The 16,397-nt window shown below is 65.3% G+C and carries 17 protein-coding genes and 2 tRNA genes; 8 read left to right on the top strand and 11 right to left on the bottom strand.

All coding sequences use genetic code 11. From position 1 onward, the window contains the following. The first annotated feature begins 71 nt into the window (after positions 1-71). Complete coding sequence (locus tag CIK75_RS15315; RefSeq protein WP_342744329.1) at positions 72-533, top strand: LuxR family transcriptional regulator; 462 nt, start codon at positions 72-74, stop codon at positions 531-533. Between the two features lie 10 nt (positions 534-543). Here the strand turns inward: CIK75_RS15315 and CIK75_RS15310 are convergent, their stop codons facing one another. Beyond that, a complete protein-coding gene (locus CIK75_RS15310) occupies positions 544-1,287 on the bottom strand; it encodes a Crp/Fnr family transcriptional regulator (protein WP_086993754.1) in 744 nt (247 codons plus the stop codon). 97 nt (positions 1,288-1,384) lie between these two features. Beyond that, positions 1,385-1,472, bottom strand: a tRNA-Ser gene (locus CIK75_RS15305). Between the two features lie 108 nt (positions 1,473-1,580). On the opposite strand from CIK75_RS15305, the gene CIK75_RS15300 reads away from it, so the two are divergent. Then, on the top strand, positions 1,581-2,003 hold the full coding sequence (locus CIK75_RS15300) for a helix-turn-helix transcriptional regulator (RefSeq protein ID WP_086993751.1): 423 nt from the start codon (positions 1,581-1,583) through the stop codon (positions 2,001-2,003). A 13-nt stretch (positions 2,004-2,016) separates the two neighbouring features. On the opposite strand, the gene CIK75_RS15295 is transcribed toward CIK75_RS15300, so the two are convergent. From CIK75_RS15295 to tadA, 3 genes are all read right to left on the bottom strand, one after another. Then, complete coding sequence (locus CIK75_RS15295; protein WP_086993748.1) at positions 2,017-2,631, bottom strand: ATP-dependent Clp protease proteolytic subunit; 615 nt, start codon at positions 2,629-2,631, stop codon at positions 2,017-2,019. Continuing rightward, the gene (locus CIK75_RS15290) at positions 2,628-3,242 is read right to left on the bottom strand and encodes an ATP-dependent Clp protease proteolytic subunit (RefSeq protein WP_086993745.1); all 615 of its coding nucleotides are present in this window, start codon (positions 3,240-3,242) and stop codon (positions 2,628-2,630) included. The genes CIK75_RS15295 and CIK75_RS15290 overlap by 4 nt, the downstream gene beginning before the upstream one ends. 100 nt (positions 3,243-3,342) lie before the next feature. Next, positions 3,343-3,825: a tRNA adenosine(34) deaminase TadA gene (gene tadA / locus CIK75_RS15285; RefSeq protein WP_256382366.1), complete on the bottom strand. Its 483-nt coding sequence runs from the start codon at positions 3,823-3,825 to the stop codon at positions 3,343-3,345. Between the two features lie 47 nt (positions 3,826-3,872). On the opposite strand from tadA, the gene upp reads away from it, so the two are divergent. Further along, complete coding sequence (upp, locus tag CIK75_RS15280; RefSeq protein ID WP_086993742.1) at positions 3,873-4,511, top strand: uracil phosphoribosyltransferase; 639 nt, start codon at positions 3,873-3,875, stop codon at positions 4,509-4,511. A gap of 24 nt (positions 4,512-4,535) precedes the next feature. On the opposite strand, the gene CIK75_RS15275 is transcribed toward upp, so the two are convergent. Continuing rightward, positions 4,536-6,110: an ATP-binding protein gene (locus CIK75_RS15275; RefSeq protein ID WP_241895500.1), complete on the bottom strand. Its 1,575-nt coding sequence runs from the start codon at positions 6,108-6,110 to the stop codon at positions 4,536-4,538. Beyond that, complete coding sequence (locus CIK75_RS15270) at positions 6,107-6,847, bottom strand: response regulator transcription factor (protein ID WP_086995100.1); 741 nt, start codon at positions 6,845-6,847, stop codon at positions 6,107-6,109. Before CIK75_RS15270 ends, CIK75_RS15275 begins: the two co-directional genes overlap by 4 nt. Before the next feature lie 601 nt (positions 6,848-7,448). Between CIK75_RS15270 and CIK75_RS15265 the strand changes: the two genes are divergently transcribed. Together CIK75_RS15265 and CIK75_RS15260 are read left to right on the top strand one after the other, a co-directional pair. Then, positions 7,449-8,261, top strand: coding sequence for a winged helix-turn-helix domain-containing protein (locus tag CIK75_RS15265; RefSeq protein WP_086995097.1), 813 nt, complete (start codon positions 7,449-7,451; stop codon positions 8,259-8,261). Positions 8,262-8,344: 83 nt separating this feature from the next. Further along, the gene (locus tag CIK75_RS15260; RefSeq protein ID WP_086995095.1) at positions 8,345-8,869 is read left to right on the top strand and encodes a histidine phosphatase family protein; all 525 of its coding nucleotides are present in this window, start codon (positions 8,345-8,347) and stop codon (positions 8,867-8,869) included. A 10-nt stretch (positions 8,870-8,879) separates the two neighbouring features. On the opposite strand, the gene CIK75_RS15255 is transcribed toward CIK75_RS15260, so the two are convergent. The 4 genes from CIK75_RS15255 to CIK75_RS15240 form a co-directional block, all read right to left on the bottom strand. Next, positions 8,880-9,518, bottom strand: a complete 639-nt coding sequence (locus tag CIK75_RS15255; RefSeq protein WP_086995092.1) for a TetR/AcrR family transcriptional regulator — start codon at positions 9,516-9,518, stop codon at positions 8,880-8,882. Continuing rightward, positions 9,515-11,770 carry a YhgE/Pip domain-containing protein gene (locus tag CIK75_RS15250; protein WP_086995089.1) on the bottom strand — a complete coding sequence of 752 codons (2,256 nt, stop codon included), beginning with the start codon at positions 11,768-11,770 and terminating at the stop codon, positions 9,515-9,517. The genes CIK75_RS15255 and CIK75_RS15250 overlap by 4 nt, the downstream gene beginning before the upstream one ends. Continuing rightward, positions 11,767-12,414, bottom strand: coding sequence for a hypothetical protein (locus tag CIK75_RS15245; RefSeq protein WP_086995087.1), 648 nt, complete (start codon positions 12,412-12,414; stop codon positions 11,767-11,769). Before CIK75_RS15245 ends, CIK75_RS15250 begins: the two co-directional genes overlap by 4 nt. A 108-nt stretch (positions 12,415-12,522) precedes the next feature. Then, positions 12,523-12,599: transfer RNA gene (locus CIK75_RS15240), tRNA-Arg, on the bottom strand. 283 nt (positions 12,600-12,882) lie between these two features. On the opposite strand from CIK75_RS15240, the gene CIK75_RS15235 reads away from it, so the two are divergent. The 3 genes from CIK75_RS15235 (at position 12,883) to CIK75_RS15225 (ending at position 16,283) form a co-directional block, all read left to right on the top strand. Further along, positions 12,883-14,727: a phosphoenolpyruvate carboxykinase (GTP) gene (locus CIK75_RS15235; RefSeq protein WP_086995123.1), complete on the top strand. Its 1,845-nt coding sequence runs from the start codon at positions 12,883-12,885 to the stop codon at positions 14,725-14,727. 174 nt (positions 14,728-14,901) lie between these two features. Beyond that, positions 14,902-15,429 (top strand): PadR family transcriptional regulator, encoded by a 528-nt coding sequence (locus CIK75_RS15230; protein ID WP_086995084.1) that lies wholly within the window; start codon positions 14,902-14,904, stop codon positions 15,427-15,429. Beyond that, positions 15,426-16,283, top strand: coding sequence for an alpha/beta hydrolase (locus tag CIK75_RS15225; RefSeq protein WP_198962462.1), 858 nt, complete (start codon positions 15,426-15,428; stop codon positions 16,281-16,283). The genes CIK75_RS15230 and CIK75_RS15225 overlap by 4 nt, the downstream gene beginning before the upstream one ends. The last annotated feature ends 114 nt before the right edge of the window (positions 16,284-16,397 follow it).

Raw genomic sequence — 16,397 nt, 5'->3', positions numbered from 1 at the left:
AGGGCAGCCCGCGGCTTCGAGCCGCAGGATTGCGGCACGCAGTGCCCTGTGGTGTTGCCGGGAGGCTGACGATGAAAAAGTTTTCCCTGACGGCGCTGGGGCGCCGTCACTTGGAAACGGCCAGCAGTGTCGGAAGCGGACGCAGCGCCAGTACTGTCTACGGCGGGCATGAGCACGTCCTGCGCCAAACCGTCATCGCGTTGAAGGCCGGACAGGAACTGAACGAACACGTGAATCCTGGCGAAGCGACCGTCCTCGTGATGAGCGGGCGGGTGTGCCTGTCGACGCGCGGCGAAAGCTGGGAAGGCAGCGGGGTGGACCTGTTGGTCGTCCCCCAGGGCTTCTACGCCGTGAAGGCCCTGGAGGATTCGGTTCTGGTGCTCACGGTGGCGAAAACCGATCGAGGACCCATGGCCACAGAGCATGCCTGGCAGGACCGAGGCCGTGGCGCCGCGGTCAGGGGTCCCGCCGCGCAGCCACGCACCGATCGACATGCCGACCCTGTCGGCGCCGAGGTACTGGCCCACGAGTAGAGCGGGTTCTTCAGTGACCGGCGGCGGCAGCTAGGAGGCCCCGGTCGAGAATGGCCGTCCAACAGCGTCCGGAATCCACGATGTTTTCGGCCCGTAAACGGCTCATGACCCGGCTGGCCGTCTCCGGGGTCACCCCGGTCAACGCCGCGAGATCGGCGCGGGTGAGCGGGATGCTCAAGATGATGCTCCCATCCCGCGGTTCTCCGAAGGTATCGGCAAGTTCGAGGAGCCGGGCGGCGATCCTCACCCCGGCCTCTTCGCTGGAGAGCCGACGGATGCGTTGTTGTGCCCTTTCGTGTCGGCTGACCAGTTCGTCCAGCACCCCGAGCGCCAAATCCGCACGGCTTTCGAGCATGCCACGGAAGGCCGGTGCCGGGATTTCCAGAAGTCGGCTGTGGGTCAGTGCCGTCGCGGTATCGGGGTAACCGGCGTCCGCGGAGCCAGGGAGGGCTCCGAAGACCGCGGGTGGGCCGAGGATATCGAAGACGACCTCCTGACCGCGTCGTGAGGTCCTGCTGATCTTCACGGCGCCGGCGGCCAGGATGAAGAGGTGTTTCGCGTGCTCTCCATGACCGTGGACCAGCTCTCCGGGCCACCGTTCGAGCACTTGAGTAGGGGCTTCAAGAGCCAGCAGGTCGTCGTCGGTGAAGCTGTCCACCAGGGGAGTGCGGCGGAGCGTCCGCAGACTGGCTTGTCGCCGGTGTTCCGTGGCCGCCGCCAGCAGGAACGACGGCGGTGCCTGCTCCCTGAACATAGGGCCCAGCCTAGATCGACTTCAGGAATCGGGCCATGGGGTGGACACGAAAAAGGCGCTTGCCGCGTGGTGTTCAACGAAGCAAGCGCCTTCTCACTGGCGGTGACGGTGGGATTTGAACCCACGTTGGCTCTCACCAAACAACATTTCGAGTGTTGCACCTTCGGCCGCTCGGACACGTCACCAGACTGGACTACTGTACCGGACGACGCCGGGTCGACCCAAAACGGTTGCCGCTCTGCCTGTAGCGGAAAGGGGTGACGGCCCGGGGGAAGGTGGGCCTACGGTGAAGCATGGACCTGCAACGAGACGCAACCTTCGGGCCCGGACGCCCGGCCCACGAGGATCGGCGGGCACCGGAACCACTCTGGCGCGTGGTTCTGGGGCGTCGACTGCGCCTGTTGCGCACCGTCCGCGGCGACCGGCTTTTCGACGTCGCCCGGTTGGCCGGGATCTCCCCGCAATACCTCTCCGAAATCGAACGCGGGATCAAGGAACCGTCCAGCGAGATGATCGCCGCTGTGGCCGGTGCCCTCGGCACGACCCTGCTCGACCTCACCTGGCAGGTGGCCGCCGAACTCCACGATGCGGCACCGGTCCGGATCCGGACCTCCATCGGTCGGCGCGGATACTCCGCCGGGGCGTCCACGATCGGTTCCTCGGCTGGCTCGACGGCGGATCTGGGGTCCCCGCCGATCCTGGCGCTGGCCGCCTGAGCACGCCAGCTCGTCAGCGGTCCGCGGGAAGGGACACTGCCGCCTCCCGGTCCAGCACCTCGTCGATGATCCCGTAGGCCAGCGCATCCCCGGCGGTGAAGACCCGCTCCCGGTCCGTGTCGGCGCGCAGCACCGTGACGTCTTTGCCGGTATGGCGGGAGAGCACCTGCTCGGCGGCACCACGCGTCCGCAACAACTCATCGGCCTGCAGGATCAGATCCGGAATGGTGCCCCGGCCCTGACCGGCGGGCTGGTGCAGCACCACCCGGGAGTGGGGGAGCATCATGCGCCGTCCGGCGGCACCGCCGGTGAGTAGCACCGCGCTGGCACCGATCGCCTGGCCCACGCAGATGGTGGAGACCGGTGACTTCAGGTACTGCATGGTGTCGTAGACGGCCAACATCGAGGGCAGGTCCCCGCCTTCGGAATTGATGTACAGGTCGATCGGGGTACCGGGGGAGTCCGAATCCAGGTGCAACAGCTGGGCGATCAGTGCGTTCGCCACCCCGGGGTCGATCGCGGTGCCCAAGTAGACGATCCGCTCGGAGAGCAGGTGGGAGTACACATCCATGATGCGCTCGCCGTTCGCGTTGCGGGCAATGACGTTGGGGATCGTATAGCCGCTCATCGTTCCAACCCCAGCCCCGCACGGCGGGTCCCGGTCAGGGCGATCGTCGCGTAGTCATCGACGACCTCGTCGATGAAGCCGTAGTCGAGTGCCTCGGCCGCGGTGTACCAGCGGTCGTGGAGCGAGTCCTCGAAGATCCGCTGGACCGGTTGGCCGGTGTCCTGGGCGATCAGGCCCAGGACGGTGTCGCGGGTATGGCGCAAGTCATTGGCCTGGACCTCGACTTCGGCGGAGGAGCCACCGATTCCTGCCGATCCCTGATGCATGAGGATCCGTGCCTGCGGCAGCGCCCGTCGCTTGCCCGGCGTCCCGGCCGAGAGCAGGAACTGGCCGGCGGAGCAGGCCAGCCCCAGGGCCAGCGTGGACACGTCGCAGGGAATGATCCGCATGATGTCCCGTAGGGCGAGCATCGAGGGGACCGAACCGCCCGGGGAATGGATCCACAGGCCGATGTCTGCGGCGTTGTCTTCGGCCAGGGACATGAGTTGGGAGGCGAGCATCATGCCGTTGTCATCGTCGAGCTGGCCGTCCAGGACGAGGATCCGGTGTATCAGCAGGTGTTCTCGCATGTGGCGGTCGAAGAGGCTGCGGGGTTCTGGTTGTTCGCTCATGCCTCCAGCGTGCTCGAGGCATGAGCCCATGTCGTCGTCGTGCTGCCCAGGGCAGCAGGGCGCGGCCGACGGCGGAACGGCTCACGCCGACGTGGTGGATCTAGCGCATGGAGCGGAAGAAGCCGGTCAAGAGCGCGGCGCATTCGTCCTCGCGCACCCCGGGGAAGACCTCGACCCAGTGGTTCAACCGGGGTTCGCGGAGCACCTCGAAGACGGATCCCGAGGCGCCGGCCTTCTCATCCCAGGCGCCGAAGACAACGCGCGGGATCCTGGCGAGCACGATCGCCCCGGCACACATGGCGCAGGGCTCCAGCGTCACCACCAACGTGCACTGCGCCAGCCGCCATCCGTCGTCGTGCCCCGTATCCTTTAGTGCCGCAGCGGCGGCACGGAGGGCCAGAACCTCGGCGTGCGCCGTGGGGTCCCCGGTGGCTTCGCGTTCATTGTGGCCGGTGGCCACGACGGAGCCGTCGGGTCCGATGATGACGGCGCCGATGGGCACGTCTGTGGTGGTTAGCGCCGCCCGAGCCTGCTCCAGCGCCAACTCCATCCACCGTGCGTGGTGCGCATCATCCCGGATCACCCTCCAACCCTAGCGGAGCAGGCGGGTCGTGCTGGTAGTTTTATTGCATGCGCGTACAGGTAGTCGACCACCCGCTGGTGGCCCATAAGGTCTCGGTTCTCCGGGATAAGAACACCCCGTCCCCCGTCTTCCGGCAACTCACCGATGAGCTGGTGACCCTGCTGGCCTATGAGGCGACCCGTGAGGTCAGGACGACGCAGATCGAAGTCCAAACACCGGTCGCCACGACCACTGGGACCGCCTTCGCCAAACCCACCCCCCTGGTGGTGCCGATCCTGCGTGCGGGGTTGGGCATGCTGGAGGGGATGACCCGGCTGGTGCCCACCGCGGAGGTCGGGTTCCTGGGCATGGCCCGCAATGACACGACGCTGGATATCGTCACCTATGCGGAACGCCTGCCCGATGACCTCACGGGCCGGCAGGTCTTCGTGCTGGACCCCATGCTTGCCACCGGTGGGACGCTGGTGGAGTCCATCAAGTTCCTGTTTGAGCGCGGTGCTTCGGACGTCACCTGCATCTGCCTGATTGCCGCACCCGAAGGCCTGGACCGGCTCGAAGAAATTTATGGGGACGATTCACGAGTCCACCTGGTCCTGGGGGCACTGGACGAGAAGTTGGACGAGAACGCCTACATCGTCCCGGGCCTCGGCGACGCCGGGGACCGGCTCTACGGGTTGGCCCACTAACCGACGATCGCCACCGCCCCCGGCCTAGGGCCCGACCGTCGGTGGTTGTTCCGGCCGGGGAGGGACCTCCACGGCCACTGGCAACCGGACCTCGAACACGGTGTGTCCCGGTTCGCTGGACACCTCGATGGCGCCGCCATGGGATTCGACGATGCCGCGCACGATCGATAGGCCCAGACCCACGGTTCCCTCGGCGCCGGATCGGGCGCCATCGCCTCGGGTGAAGCGGGAAAACACGTGGGGGAGGAACTCTTCGTCAATGCCGTGGCCATCATCGGTGACGGTCAGTACCGCAAGGTGTCCATCGGATGAGCGGAAGACCCCTGTCTCGATCGTGGTGCCCTCGACGGTGTGCTTACGGGCGTTGGAGAGCAGGTTGTTCAGCACCCGGGTCAGTTGCCCGGCATCCCCCCGCACGAGCACCGGTGTATCCGGTAGGGATAACCGCCATTGGTGGCTCGGTGCCGCGACCTGGAAGTCCCGGGAGGTCTCTGCCGCCAACCGGGTCAGGTCCACCTCCGCCGCGACGGGCTTCTGTCCTTCGTCGAGCCGGGCCAGGAGGAGCAGATTCTCGACCAGTGAGCCCATCCGGTGGCTTTGCTCGACCACGCGGTTCAGCGAGGTGCGTCCATCGTCGCTGAGGTGTTCGGTGGCTGCCACGAGTTCGGAGTATCCGCGGATGGACGCCAGTGGGGTGCGCAGCTCATGGGAGGCGTCAGCGACGAAGCGTCGCATCCTGGCTTCGGACTGACGGCGGACCTCGAGTGCCGATTCCACATTGTCCAGCAGCGCGTTCAGGGCATGGCCCATGTTCCCCGCTTCGGTGCCGGGGTCGGCATCGGGGGTGGCGACCCGTTGGGCGAGCCGGACTTCTCCGGCGTCCAGGGGCAGCTCGGCGACCGCACCGGCGACTTTCGAGACGCGTTCGAACTGGAGCAACGATCGGCGCACGATGACCGATCCGATCAGTCCGATGGCCACGAGTCCGGAGGAGGCGACCAGCAGGATGGTCATATCCAGGGCGAAGAGCGTGTCGCGGGTGGTCTCCACCGGAAGGCCCGTGATGAGGATGGCGCTGCTGCCAGCGGTGTCGGCTGCGGAAGGGGCGGCGGTGACGGCCATGAGTCGGTACTTGCCCACCGAGAGGTCCTCGGTCACCGGTGCGGCGTCGGGGGTGATGGCTGACAGCTGCTGGGCGTCGTGCTCGTTCAGTTGCTGACGCTGGCCCATTTCGGGGTCGAGGACGCCGCCGATGAGGATCGTGTTTCCGACGATCCGGGCGTTGAGGGTGCCTGAGCCTTGTCCGGGGGTGTTCAGCGGGTCGGGCATCTTCTGGTCCTGGCTGCTCGGGCTGCCATCGAAGCTCGCCGCACGGTTGGAGGCCTGGTGAAGTTGTTCGTCCAATTGGCTGTAGAGGCTGTTGCTCATCACCGTATGGGTGAAGACGCCGATCACGAGGCAGATCAGGGCCAGCAAGCCGATCAGGGATGCGGAAATGCGCGAGCGCAGGGTCCAGCCGTGGGTCTTGGGCGGGGTGGGGACCGGCCGGTCGGGTCGTGCCGGGGGAGTCGGGCGTGCTCCCGGGGAGGGGTGGGTCACGGGGCTGGCTTCAGCACATACCCGGCGCCACGCACGGTGTGGATCATGGGCTCGCGCCCGGCGTCGATCTTCTTGCGCAGATAGGAGATGTACAGCTCGACGATATTGGCTTGTCCGCCGAAGTCGTATTGCCAGACGCTATCCAGGATCTGGTTCTTGGACATCACCCGGCGGGCGTTCTCCATCAGATAGCGCAGCAGGTCGAATTCGGTGGCGGTCAAGTTCACGACGTTTCCGCCGCGGGTGACTTCACGCATATCCAGGTTCATGCTCAGGTCCCCGACGACCAGCTCCGCCGCATCGGCCTTCGCGGCACCCGAGCGCTCGACCAACCGGTGCAGTCGCAACAGCACCTCCTCGAGGCTGAACGGCTTGGTGACATAGTCGTCTCCGCCGAGCGAAAGCCCTTCGATCCTGTTTTCCACCGCATCCTTTGCCGTCAGGAACAGGGCGGGAACCTCGGGCTGAAAGGCACGGATTTTTCGCAGGACCTCAGGGCCTTCGAAACCGGGAAGCATCCAATCCAAGACCAGGATATCCGGGGAGAACGAACGGGCCTCCTGCACGGCCGACGGGCCATCCCCGGCCACCTTGACCTCCCACCCCAGCATGCGAGCCCCCATGCTGACCAGTTCGGCCAACGACGGCTCATCATCGACCACCAGGGCCCGGATGGGGGTGCCATCGGGATGTTCCAGCCGCGGAAGCTGGTTAGGGGAGAACTGCGAGTTCGTCATGTATCGATACTCCTCTGCACCTATAGGGCCAAGCTGGGATTCCGCTGTGACCGAGCTGTGAAGCGCTGACTCCTACAGTACCGGCGGAGTTGCCGGCTGTCCGCATGCCACCAGCTTCCGCCGGCGGACGGATAGTCAAGCGTGTGACCCGGGTTCGGTACTGTTACGCATAAATATGCGTTCCATGTTTTAGGGTCATCATTCGAGTGGTTCGTTGATCAGATCGAACAGTCGATCGACGTGCCTATGCCCAGACCGCGCGATCCAAAACGCTCACTTCAGAGAACTGCATAATGTGAATCACCTCACAAATTCCTGAAATCGTCTCAATATGTGGACAAATGCGATGAATATTACTTGCGGGTTCGAATTATTACGGCAAGACTAGGTCTCGTGAACATCGATCCAGCAGCACTTGCGGCCCCCGGCCCCCGTTGGGGCCACGGTGTCGGACGTGCGCGCAGCTGTTGTCGAATGTCGGCCTAGTTTCTTCCCACCTCCAGAAGACCCGAAGCACGGATGAACCGCACGCCACGACCCTGGCGTCGGCCAGCCGCACCAGACAGTTCACCGACTTTTCGCACAGTTAGAGGTTCCACCAATGTCCGTTACGTCCGGATACGTCCATATCTCCATCCGCAACGCCCAGAACCGCGCCGCTGCTGCCCAGCGCCAGGGCGCAGGCCATAGCGAATATGGTGCTCCCCAGGGATATCGTCAGCTACACGCTGTTCCTTCCCCGCAGGACCACCCTCCGATGACCGCTCCGACTCCTGTCGTTGCCGGAAACGGAACCCCCGGACCGCAGTCGGTCGATCGCGATACCGAGGCCCGCGGCTTCGTCCTCTACGTCGGTCTCGACGAGGCGACGGCCCAGGAGCAGGGCACCTCCCTCGGGAAGCTGGCCACCCAGGTCAGGGCCTTCCTGCAGACCCTCTCGCCCAACGCCCAGACCCATGCCGCCGTGGCCTTGGCCCCGGCAAACGCCCCCGGTGAGAGCATCGACGTCGTGCGTCAGGCACTGGGGGACCCGACGGTTGCCCGACGTCCGCGCGGTGAGGTCATTCGCCATCAGCCGGCAGCCTCGCGTCCCTCGGGCGTGCTGATCGACCTGTCGCGCCGCGAGGTCCACCTGGACGGGGAGACACTGAACCTGACGTTCAAGGAATTCGAGCTGCTCAACTACCTGGTCGAGAACGGTGCGCGCACCGTCGGCCGCGATGAGCTGCTGAGCAACCTCTGGCGCAATGCCGAGGAGATTCCCAATGAGCGAACCATCGACGTGCATATCCGCCGACTGCGTTCGAAGCTCGGTCGCCTGGCCAATACGGTGCGTACGGTCCGTGGCCAGGGCTACCGGTTCTATGAGCATCCCGAGGTCATCGTCTGGGCAGCCCCGGAATACAGCATCTGATTTCCGTTTCATCTCACGACGACGGCGGCGCCTGCCAGACGGGCGCCGCCGTCGTTGTTCCGCGGGGCACCTAAACTGGTCCTATGAGCCAGCACCACCTGAAACGCCTGATGCTCCTGCGCCACGCCAAATCCGACTTCCCCTTCGGGATCGAGGACCATGACCGGCCCCTGGCCAGCCGGGGCAACCGCGAAGCCCCGTTCGCCGGGGCATGGATGGTCGAGAACGGCTGGGTCCCGGATTCCCTGATGTGCTCGGATGCGCTCCGCGCCCGGTCGACCTGTGCCTGGGTGTCCAGCGAACTAGGGGAGAAGGGCCCGACGCCGTATCTGGATTCGCGGATCTACGGAGCCTCGGCCACGCAACTGGTATCGGTGATCAACGAGACGCCGGATACCGTGGGAACACTCCTGGTCATCGGGCATCTGCCCGCGGTCCAAGAGGTGGCGATGGCGTTGGCCTCGGTGGAATCCGAGGAAGAGCCCGTGATGGAACTGGCCACCCGTTACCCGACGTTGGGGCTGACCCTATTGGAGACAGAGAAACCCTGGGCCGAACTTGATGGCCGGGATGCCCGGGTGAGCGGGTTCGTCGTTCCCCGGGGCTGAGGCCCGTTCTTCAGCCCAGTCCGGTAAAGGCGCTCACGGCCTGCACGCAGGTGGCGATGCTCCGTTCGGGGTGGAAGACGTGGCGGTCACGACCGATGATCAGGACCGCTCCGAAGACGGCAGTGGCCATCGCCGCACGGTCGGTGGCTCCGAGGCCCGGGTAGTTCCCGGTCGCGTCGAGGCGGTCCAGTGCCTCCCGGATGACCCCGATGATTTCACTACCCAAGGCGGCGAGGGTCTCGGCCCAATCGCTGGGGGACTGCCACTGCTCGCTGATCCACAGCTGGGCGAAGGAGGGGTACTCGTCCATGAATTCCAAGGAGGCGGCCACCATGTCCCGGAAACCTGCCGCCGGGTCGGGATCTGCCGTTCCCTTCTCCAGGCGTTCGAAGAGCACGTCGGCGCCGAAGCGCATCAATTGCCCGATCAGCTGCGCCTTCGAACCGAAATTATAGTAAACAGTCCCCTTGGACACCCCCGCCGCGGCGGCAATTTCGTCGACCGTGACCCGGTGGTGTCCCCGGTCGCCGATGAGGATCATCGAGGCTTCGAAGAGCCGATGTTTGGAATCGGTGGCCCGGACCCGACGGCGTGTGGTGGCTCCGCCCTCGCGGCCGGCCGGCAGGGGTCCGCTGGAGGGGGCGCTCATGCCGAGAGTTCCGGGTGCAAGGTTTTCAGCGTCCACGTCTTACCCCGATGGACCGCCAGGATGCTCATGGCCAGGCCGATGGCCGCGTAACCCAGCAGGGCCAGCACCAGCGGGGCAAGCCCCTCGAGCGAGGCCCCGTACATCAGGTGACGCAGCCCGGTGATCACATGTCCCATCGGCAGCAGGTTATGGGCCACATGCAGGGGATCGGGAGTGGTCTCCCAGGGGAAGGTGCCGCCGGCGGAAACCAGTTGGAGGACCAGAAGGACGAGCACCACCAGTTTGCCGGGGGTGCCCAGCAGGGCGCAGATGCCTTGGACGATGGCGGTGAACGCGACGCTGGCCATCAGGAACAGCCCCCAGGTCAGCCAGGGGTGGGCCGTCTGCAGGCCGAGGCCGAAGAGCACCACCCCGTAGAGAACCGTCGCCTGCAGCATCGACAGGAACACGAAGGGGAGCCAACCACCGATCGCGATCTTCCAGGACGCCGCATTGGAAGCCAGGGCGCGTTGGGTGACCGGGCGCATGATCTGGACCAGGATGAAAGCTCCGATCCAGACGGCGAGGGTCATGAAGAAGGGGGCGAGTCCTTCGCCGTAGGTTCCCGCACTGGCCTGATCCGCACGATCCACTGAGACCGGATCGCCGATGACATGTGATACTTGGTTCTTTTGTTTATCGGTGGGGTTGGGGACCTCCTTCGTCCCATCGGTGAGCTTCTCGGCGAGGGTTCCGGAACCGTCGACCAGTTGGTCGGCACCGGAGCCCAGATCGCCGACGCCATCGCGCAGATCCGCTGTGCCTCCCGTCAACGTCCCGGTTCCGTCGACGAGGGATGCCGCACCGCCGTCCAGTTTCTTGGCACCGGCCAGAGCGTCCTGCTGCCCGTCCAGCAGGGTGTTCGCCCCGCTGGCCAGCTTCCCGGAGGCGGCCGAGAGCTGCTGGGCGCCGTCCGCGGCATCGGAGACCCCGTTGGCCAGGGCCTGTGAGGAGTCCGCGAGGGTATCGGTGCCCCCGGCCAAGGTGCCCAGCCCGCCGCTGAGCTTCTTGGCGCCGTCGGCGACCTGGCGCGAGCCGGTGCCGAGCTGGTCGATATTGGCCTTGGCGGTAGCCAGGTCCTTCCGGGTCTTCTCGGCCTCCGCGGTCACTCCTGAATCGGCGCCCAACTTCTTGACCGAGGCACGCGCCCTCTCGGCCTCGTCCGCGGTGATCACCTTGTCCTTAATCAGCTGGTCCACGGTGCCGTCGAGTCGGGACTGGGCGTCCTTTTCCAAGGAGGTGATCGTGTCCGCGGCGTTGTCGACCTTGGCGCTGAGTTGTTCGTTGCCGTCGGCGACCTGTTCCGCTCCGGCGGCCAGTTCCTTCCCCGCACTATTGGCCGAGGCGGCACCATCGGCGAGTTGGCGGGTCTTCTGTGGCAGTTGTGCGGTTTTGGATTTCATGGTGTCCAGCCCCGAAGACAGCTGGTCGGCACCGCCCTGGAGCTGGCCCGCCCCGTTGGCCAGTTTCCCGGTACCGGTGACCAGCTTCTGCTGGCCCTCGATGAGGGAGGAGGTCCCGCCCTTGAGCTGATGGGCGCCGTCGTCGAGCTGATTCGCGCCGGAGTCCAACTTTTTGGCCCCGTCGGCCAGGGTGCCGATTCCGTCGTCGAGCTTGACGGTGCCATCGTGGAGCTCATCGGCCCCGTCGGCCGCCTTGGCCATCTGGGAGTGGATGCGGCCGAAGCCGGTCAGCAGGGTGTCAGCGGTTTCGGTGCCGACTTCCTGGGCGACCGTGTTGTGGACCTCCCCGGCGAGCTTATCGGCGAAGGTCCCGACCATGTAGTTATTGGCGTCGTTCGTGGTGATTTCCAAGATGGCCTGCTTCGCGGCGTCAAAGTCCTCCGGGGAGGCCAGATTCTTGGAGAAGTCGGCAGGAATGGTCATGGCGAAGGCGTACTCGCCGGTCCGCACGCCTTCTTCGGCCGCTTCCTCGGAATCCACGACGTTCCACCCGAAGGTTGCATCCTCGAGCAAGGAGTCCACGACCTCGTCTCCGACGTGCAGATCCTTGCCGTCTTGCTGGGAGCCCTGGTCCTCGTTGACCAAGGCCACCTTGACGTTGTCCAGGTGGGAGTAAGGGTCCCAGTTCGCATACAGGTACAGGGCGCCATAGAGCAGCGGGACCAGGGTCATGGCAATGATTGCCATCCACGGCAGGACGCCGCTGGTCATGCGCTTGAGTTCGGAGAGGGCTAGACGAAGAGTGGTCATTCGGGGGACTCCGTGGGGTGGGGGAGGTTATCTGCGCCGGCTTCTGCCACCGGGCCGGTCCACTCGGTGGGGACGGTGCGTACGACGGCGATGATCGCCGGTTGCCGGCGCCCTTCCGCCGTCTGTTCCAGATGGGCGACCCATTCCCCGTCGTTGATGCCGTGCCGATCGGGGGTATCGAAGACCAGCAGGGAGGTGTCGTGCCCTTCCAGGGCCAGATGCGTGAGGATCCGCTGGCGATCCAGCGGATCGATGGCATCGACGAATTCACCGGCCAGATGGGTCAGGTGGTGGCGTTCGAGCCAGGCTTCGATGCTGCTGCGGCGCCAGAACGGCCCGGGGTGCAGTGCCAAATCCTCGGAGACCAGATCCTTGACCTTCAGATGGGCCTCTGGTTCGTTGATCTCGGGGGAGTCGACGATCATGCTGATGCTGCGCACCACCTCCAGAGCCGGATCGCCATTCCAGGCCACCGTGCCGGCGTCGGGACGCATGCGGGCGCTGAGTGCCAGGGCCAAGGCGGTCCGGGTGGTCTGCGGCTCGGCGTGGACCAGGAGCAGTTCGCCGGAGGCCACCTTGAGGCTGGTGGAGTCCACGAGCGGCGCGTGGCGGCCCTGGATGGAAAGTTCGTCTGCAATGAGCACTCCACCATGCTAATCGAACTGACCGGTCAGTTCAATTAGTGATGATGTGGTTTTCGCCGCATCGGGGGTACGCACAAAAAAGCCCCGCCGAAGCGAGGCTTTTTTCTGTGGTGCGCCCAAAGGGATTCGAACCCCTGACCTTCTGTTCCGTAGACAGACGCTCTATCCAGCTGAGCTATGGGCGCTCGGTCTGCGACACCGCCGCTGACCTCGAATAACTATACAGACAGTTGGCGGCGGCGCAAAATCGGAGGTTCCCTCGAAGGGGGTGCCCGGATGATTCACAATACAACTAGACCGGTCTATGTGATCTTAATCACAGTAAGGTCGTTTGAAACCCCGCGAATCCGGGGAAGAACGGCTGCCGGGCCTCCCGTCGGGGCGGCAAGCGATCCGCATCACCTCCAGAGCCTAGCGGCCCCGTCCTAGCATCGAGGGACCAGTACAAGCCCAATGGAGGGAATGGACATGAGCGAGCGCTCCGATCAAACGGTTCTCGACGCAGAGCGTCAGACCGCACCGACGACCCACGCAAAGCTACTGGCCTGGGTCGGCGACATTGTGGAGCTCACGCAGCCGGAGAGTGTCCACTGGGTCGACGGGAGCCAACAGGAGGTCGACCGCCTCACCGCCGAGCTGGTCGACGCCGGTACTCTCGTGAGACTAAATGAGGCGAAGTTCCCCAACTCCTTCGCCGCCTTCTCGGACCCCAAGGACGTGGCCCGAGTTGAAGAACGTACCTTCATCTGCTCGACAGAGGAGCAGGATTCGGGGTTCACCAATAACTGGATGGACCCGCAGCAGATGAAGCCGATCCTGAACGAACGCTTCAGCGGATCGATGCGCGGACGCACCATGTATGTCATACCCTTCGTCATGGGCCCGCTCGATGCCGAGCACCCGCAGTTCGGCGTGGAGATCACCGATTCCGCCTATGTCGTGGCCTCCATGCGGATCATGGCCCGCATCGGCATCGACGTCCTGGCCAAGATGGAAGCCAGCGACGCCTTCTTCGTGCCCGCGGTGCACTCCGTCGGCGCCCCGCTCGCAGCCGGTGACACCGATGTCGCCTGGCCCTGCAACCCCGAGAAATGGATCGTCCATTTCCCCGAGGAGCGGGCGATCTGGTCCTACGGCTCCGGATACGGAGGCAACGCACTCCTGGGCAAAAAGTGCTTTGCCCTGCGGATCGCCTCGGTCATGGGCCGGGACGAAGGCTGGCTGGCCGAGCATATGCTCATCCTCAAGCTCACCAGTCCCGAGGGCAAAAGCTACAACGTGGCGGGGGCCTTCCCCTCGGCGTGCGGCAAGACGAACCTGGCCCTGCTGGAACCGACCATCGAAGGCTGGACCGCCGAGACCTTGGGCGATGACATCAACTGGATGCGCATCGGCAAAGAAGGCGAACTGCGGGGCGTCAACCCCGAATACGGTCTCTTCGGCGTCGCCCCGGGTACCGGCTGGAGCACCAACCCCAACGCCATGCGCGCCATCACCAAGGGCAACTCCATCTTCACCAACGTCGCGTTGACCGACGACGGAGGCGTCTGGTGGGAGGGGATGACCGACGAGGTCCCCGAACACCTGACCGACTGGCTCGGCAACGACTGGACTCCTGCCTCCGGGACGAAGGCGGCGCACCCGAACTCACGGTTCTGCACCCCGATCGACCAGCTCGACATGCTCTCCCAGGAGTTCTACAACCCCGAAGGGGTGGAGATCCATGCCATCCTCTTCGGTGGTCGGCGCAAGACCACCATCCCCTTGGTGACCGAGGCCAGCTCATGGACCAACGGCATCTTCATGGGTTCCACGCTGTCCTCGGAAACCACTGCGGCAGCCGCCGGCGCCGTGGGCCGGGTTCGCCGCGACCCGATGGCGATGCTGCCCTTCATCGGGTACGACGCCGGTGACTACCTGCGCCACTGGGACTCCATTGAATCCAAGGCCGATCCGGCCCGCCTGCCGCGGATCTTCCTGGTCAACTGGTTCCGCCGCACCCCCGAGGGCGGATTCGCCTGGCCGGGGTTCAGCGACAACTCCCGCGTGCTGAAGTGGATCATTGGACGCATCGAAGGCATCGCAGATGCCCAAGACACCCCGATCGGCAAGGTGCCCACCGGGGACTCCATGGATCTGAGCGGTCTGGATTCTTTCACCGCCGAAGACCTCGAGGTGGCCGTGACGGTCGACCCCGAGGAATGGAAGCAGGAGCTGGCCGATATCGAGGAATGGTACGCCAAGTTCGGGCCGTCCCTGCCGCAGTCCCTGCAGGATGAGCTGGCCGGATTGAAGCAGCGTCTGGGAGCCTAACCGGTCCAGGCAGCGAAGAACACGACGGGCGGGGAGCCGGCCCGCGGACCCTCTCTGATGGTCTGCGGGCCGGCTCCCCGCCCCATGTATCTGCTGACGGCCTTCAGTTGGAGTTGAGGGTACACGCTGGGCCAATAGGCGATAGTTCACCTAGCAGGCTGGCATGATGGAGACATGATCCTCGCACGTTTGATTCTCGGGCTCCTGAGCCTGTCGCCGATGACCGGCTACGACCTGAAGAAACACTTCGACTCGAGCATCAACCACTTCTGGAATGCCGATAAGGCGCAGATCTACCGGACCCTGGCCCAGTTGGTCGCCGACGGGCTGGCCACGGTGCAGACCGTGCCACAGGAAAACTATCCAGCACGCCAGGAACACCACATCACCGAGGCCGGTCGGGCGGCGTTGCAGGACTGGCTGACCGGAACGTTGGACCGCCAGCCGGCCCGCGAGCCCTTCCTGGGACGAATCTTCTTCTCCGGGGAACTCGAACGCCACGAGGTCGTGGAACTGCTCGCGGCACGCCGTATCGAAGCCGAAGACCTGCACCTGTCGTATCGGGCACTGCGCGCAGAATTGGATGAGGCGGCGCTGACCGATCGACGCGGCTACCTGATGGCCGCCACGCTGGATCACGGCATTGCCCATATCGGTGCCGAACTGTCCTGGCTCGACTCCGTCGAAGGGAATCTGCCATGAACGAGCGCCCCACGGCGCGGCCCGCTGCCGCAGAGCGCCCCGACCCGGCCGGCTATCCGGAGATCCACCGGCCGTTGCGCCCGCGGATGGACGGTAAACCGGCCCAGACGCTGGTCTTCCTCCATGGCGGCAACGTGGCGAACTGGATGTGGGATCCGCAGGTCAAAGCGTTCCCGGCGTATCAGATTTTCACCCCGCATCTACCGGGTTTCGGAGCCCGGGCCGAGGAGGACTGGTCCGGGCTCGATAGTGCTGCCGACGATGTCGCGGCCTTCATCGCCGAAGAGGTCGAGGACGGCAGGGTCCATCTGGTCGGCCAATCCCTGGGTGGTGTGGTGGGCTTGCGGGTGCTGGCCCGGCATCCTGAACTCTTTGCCAGCGCACTGTTCACCGGGGCAGGGATCCGCCCGGTGGGGGCCGGGACGCGACTTTCCACGGCGGCACAGCTGCGTTTCGGGGATGCCGAATGGTTCTGGAAGGTCCAGGCGGGTGCCTTCGGGATTCCCGCGAATTCGCGCAGGCTCTACTCCGAACATGGGCTGACCCTCCGCCCGGAGAACATGAAGGCCATGCTCGAGGAGGTCCAGGCAGGCGGTCTGCCCGACGGTCTGGGGGAGTACACCGAACGTCTGATGATGGTGGCCGGGGCCCGGGAACCGGCCCTGGTGCGCAAGGGGTTCGCCGATGTGGCCGCCATCCGCGAGGATACGGTCTTCCGCCTGGCTCCGGGACTGCACCATCAATGGAGCGTCGAGGATCCGCTGTTCTTCAACGCCATGGTCCGCGCATGGATCGAACGCGGTGAGGTCCACCCGCGCCTCGAAAGGGTCCCGGGGCTACAACATGAGGTCTGAGCCCCCGCGGGACAGGACGACGGCTGTGGCTACCGTGGAAGCTCCTGCGGGTCCCTCAGCGTGTAAACGTCACGGAGCGGCCCGCGATCTGGCTCATCCAGTTCGCGGGCCGCT

This window comes from Glutamicibacter sp. BW78 (assembly GCF_002332245.1).
Lineage (GTDB): Bacteria > Actinomycetota > Actinomycetes > Actinomycetales > Micrococcaceae > Arthrobacter_H > Arthrobacter_H rhombi_A.
Note: the sequence above shows the minus strand (reverse complement) of the source record. Positions and strands in the feature narration are given on the sequence as shown.

Coding starts and splice junctions, on each gene's coding strand:
- CIK75_RS15235 (WP_086995123.1), top strand. CDS start 12,883: ATGAGCGAGCGCTCCGATCAAACGGTTCTCGACGCAGAGCGTCAGACC.
- CIK75_RS15270 (WP_086995100.1), bottom strand. CDS start 6,847: ATGACGAACTCGCAGTTCTCCCCTAACCAGCTTCCGCGGCTGGAACAT.
- CIK75_RS15290 (WP_086993745.1), bottom strand. CDS start 3,242: ATGAGCGAACAACCAGAACCCCGCAGCCTCTTCGACCGCCACATGCGA.
- CIK75_RS15310 (WP_086993754.1), bottom strand. CDS start 1,287: ATGTTCAGGGAGCAGGCACCGCCGTCGTTCCTGCTGGCGGCGGCCACG.
- CIK75_RS15255 (WP_086995092.1), bottom strand. CDS start 9,518: ATGAGCGCCCCCTCCAGCGGACCCCTGCCGGCCGGCCGCGAGGGCGGA.
- upp (WP_086993742.1), top strand. CDS start 3,873: ATGCGCGTACAGGTAGTCGACCACCCGCTGGTGGCCCATAAGGTCTCG.
- CIK75_RS15295 (WP_086993748.1), bottom strand. CDS start 2,631: ATGAGCGGCTATACGATCCCCAACGTCATTGCCCGCAACGCGAACGGC.
- CIK75_RS15225 (WP_198962462.1), top strand. CDS start 15,426: ATGAACGAGCGCCCCACGGCGCGGCCCGCTGCCGCAGAGCGCCCCGAC.
- CIK75_RS15230 (WP_086995084.1), top strand. CDS start 14,902: ATGATCCTCGCACGTTTGATTCTCGGGCTCCTGAGCCTGTCGCCGATG.
- CIK75_RS15260 (WP_086995095.1), top strand. CDS start 8,345: ATGAGCCAGCACCACCTGAAACGCCTGATGCTCCTGCGCCACGCCAAA.
- CIK75_RS15250 (WP_086995089.1), bottom strand. CDS start 11,770: ATGACCACTCTTCGTCTAGCCCTCTCCGAACTCAAGCGCATGACCAGC.
- CIK75_RS15265 (WP_086995097.1), top strand. CDS start 7,449: ATGTCCGTTACGTCCGGATACGTCCATATCTCCATCCGCAACGCCCAG.
- CIK75_RS15315 (WP_342744329.1), top strand. CDS start 72: ATGAAAAAGTTTTCCCTGACGGCGCTGGGGCGCCGTCACTTGGAAACG.
- CIK75_RS15300 (WP_086993751.1), top strand. CDS start 1,581: ATGGACCTGCAACGAGACGCAACCTTCGGGCCCGGACGCCCGGCCCAC.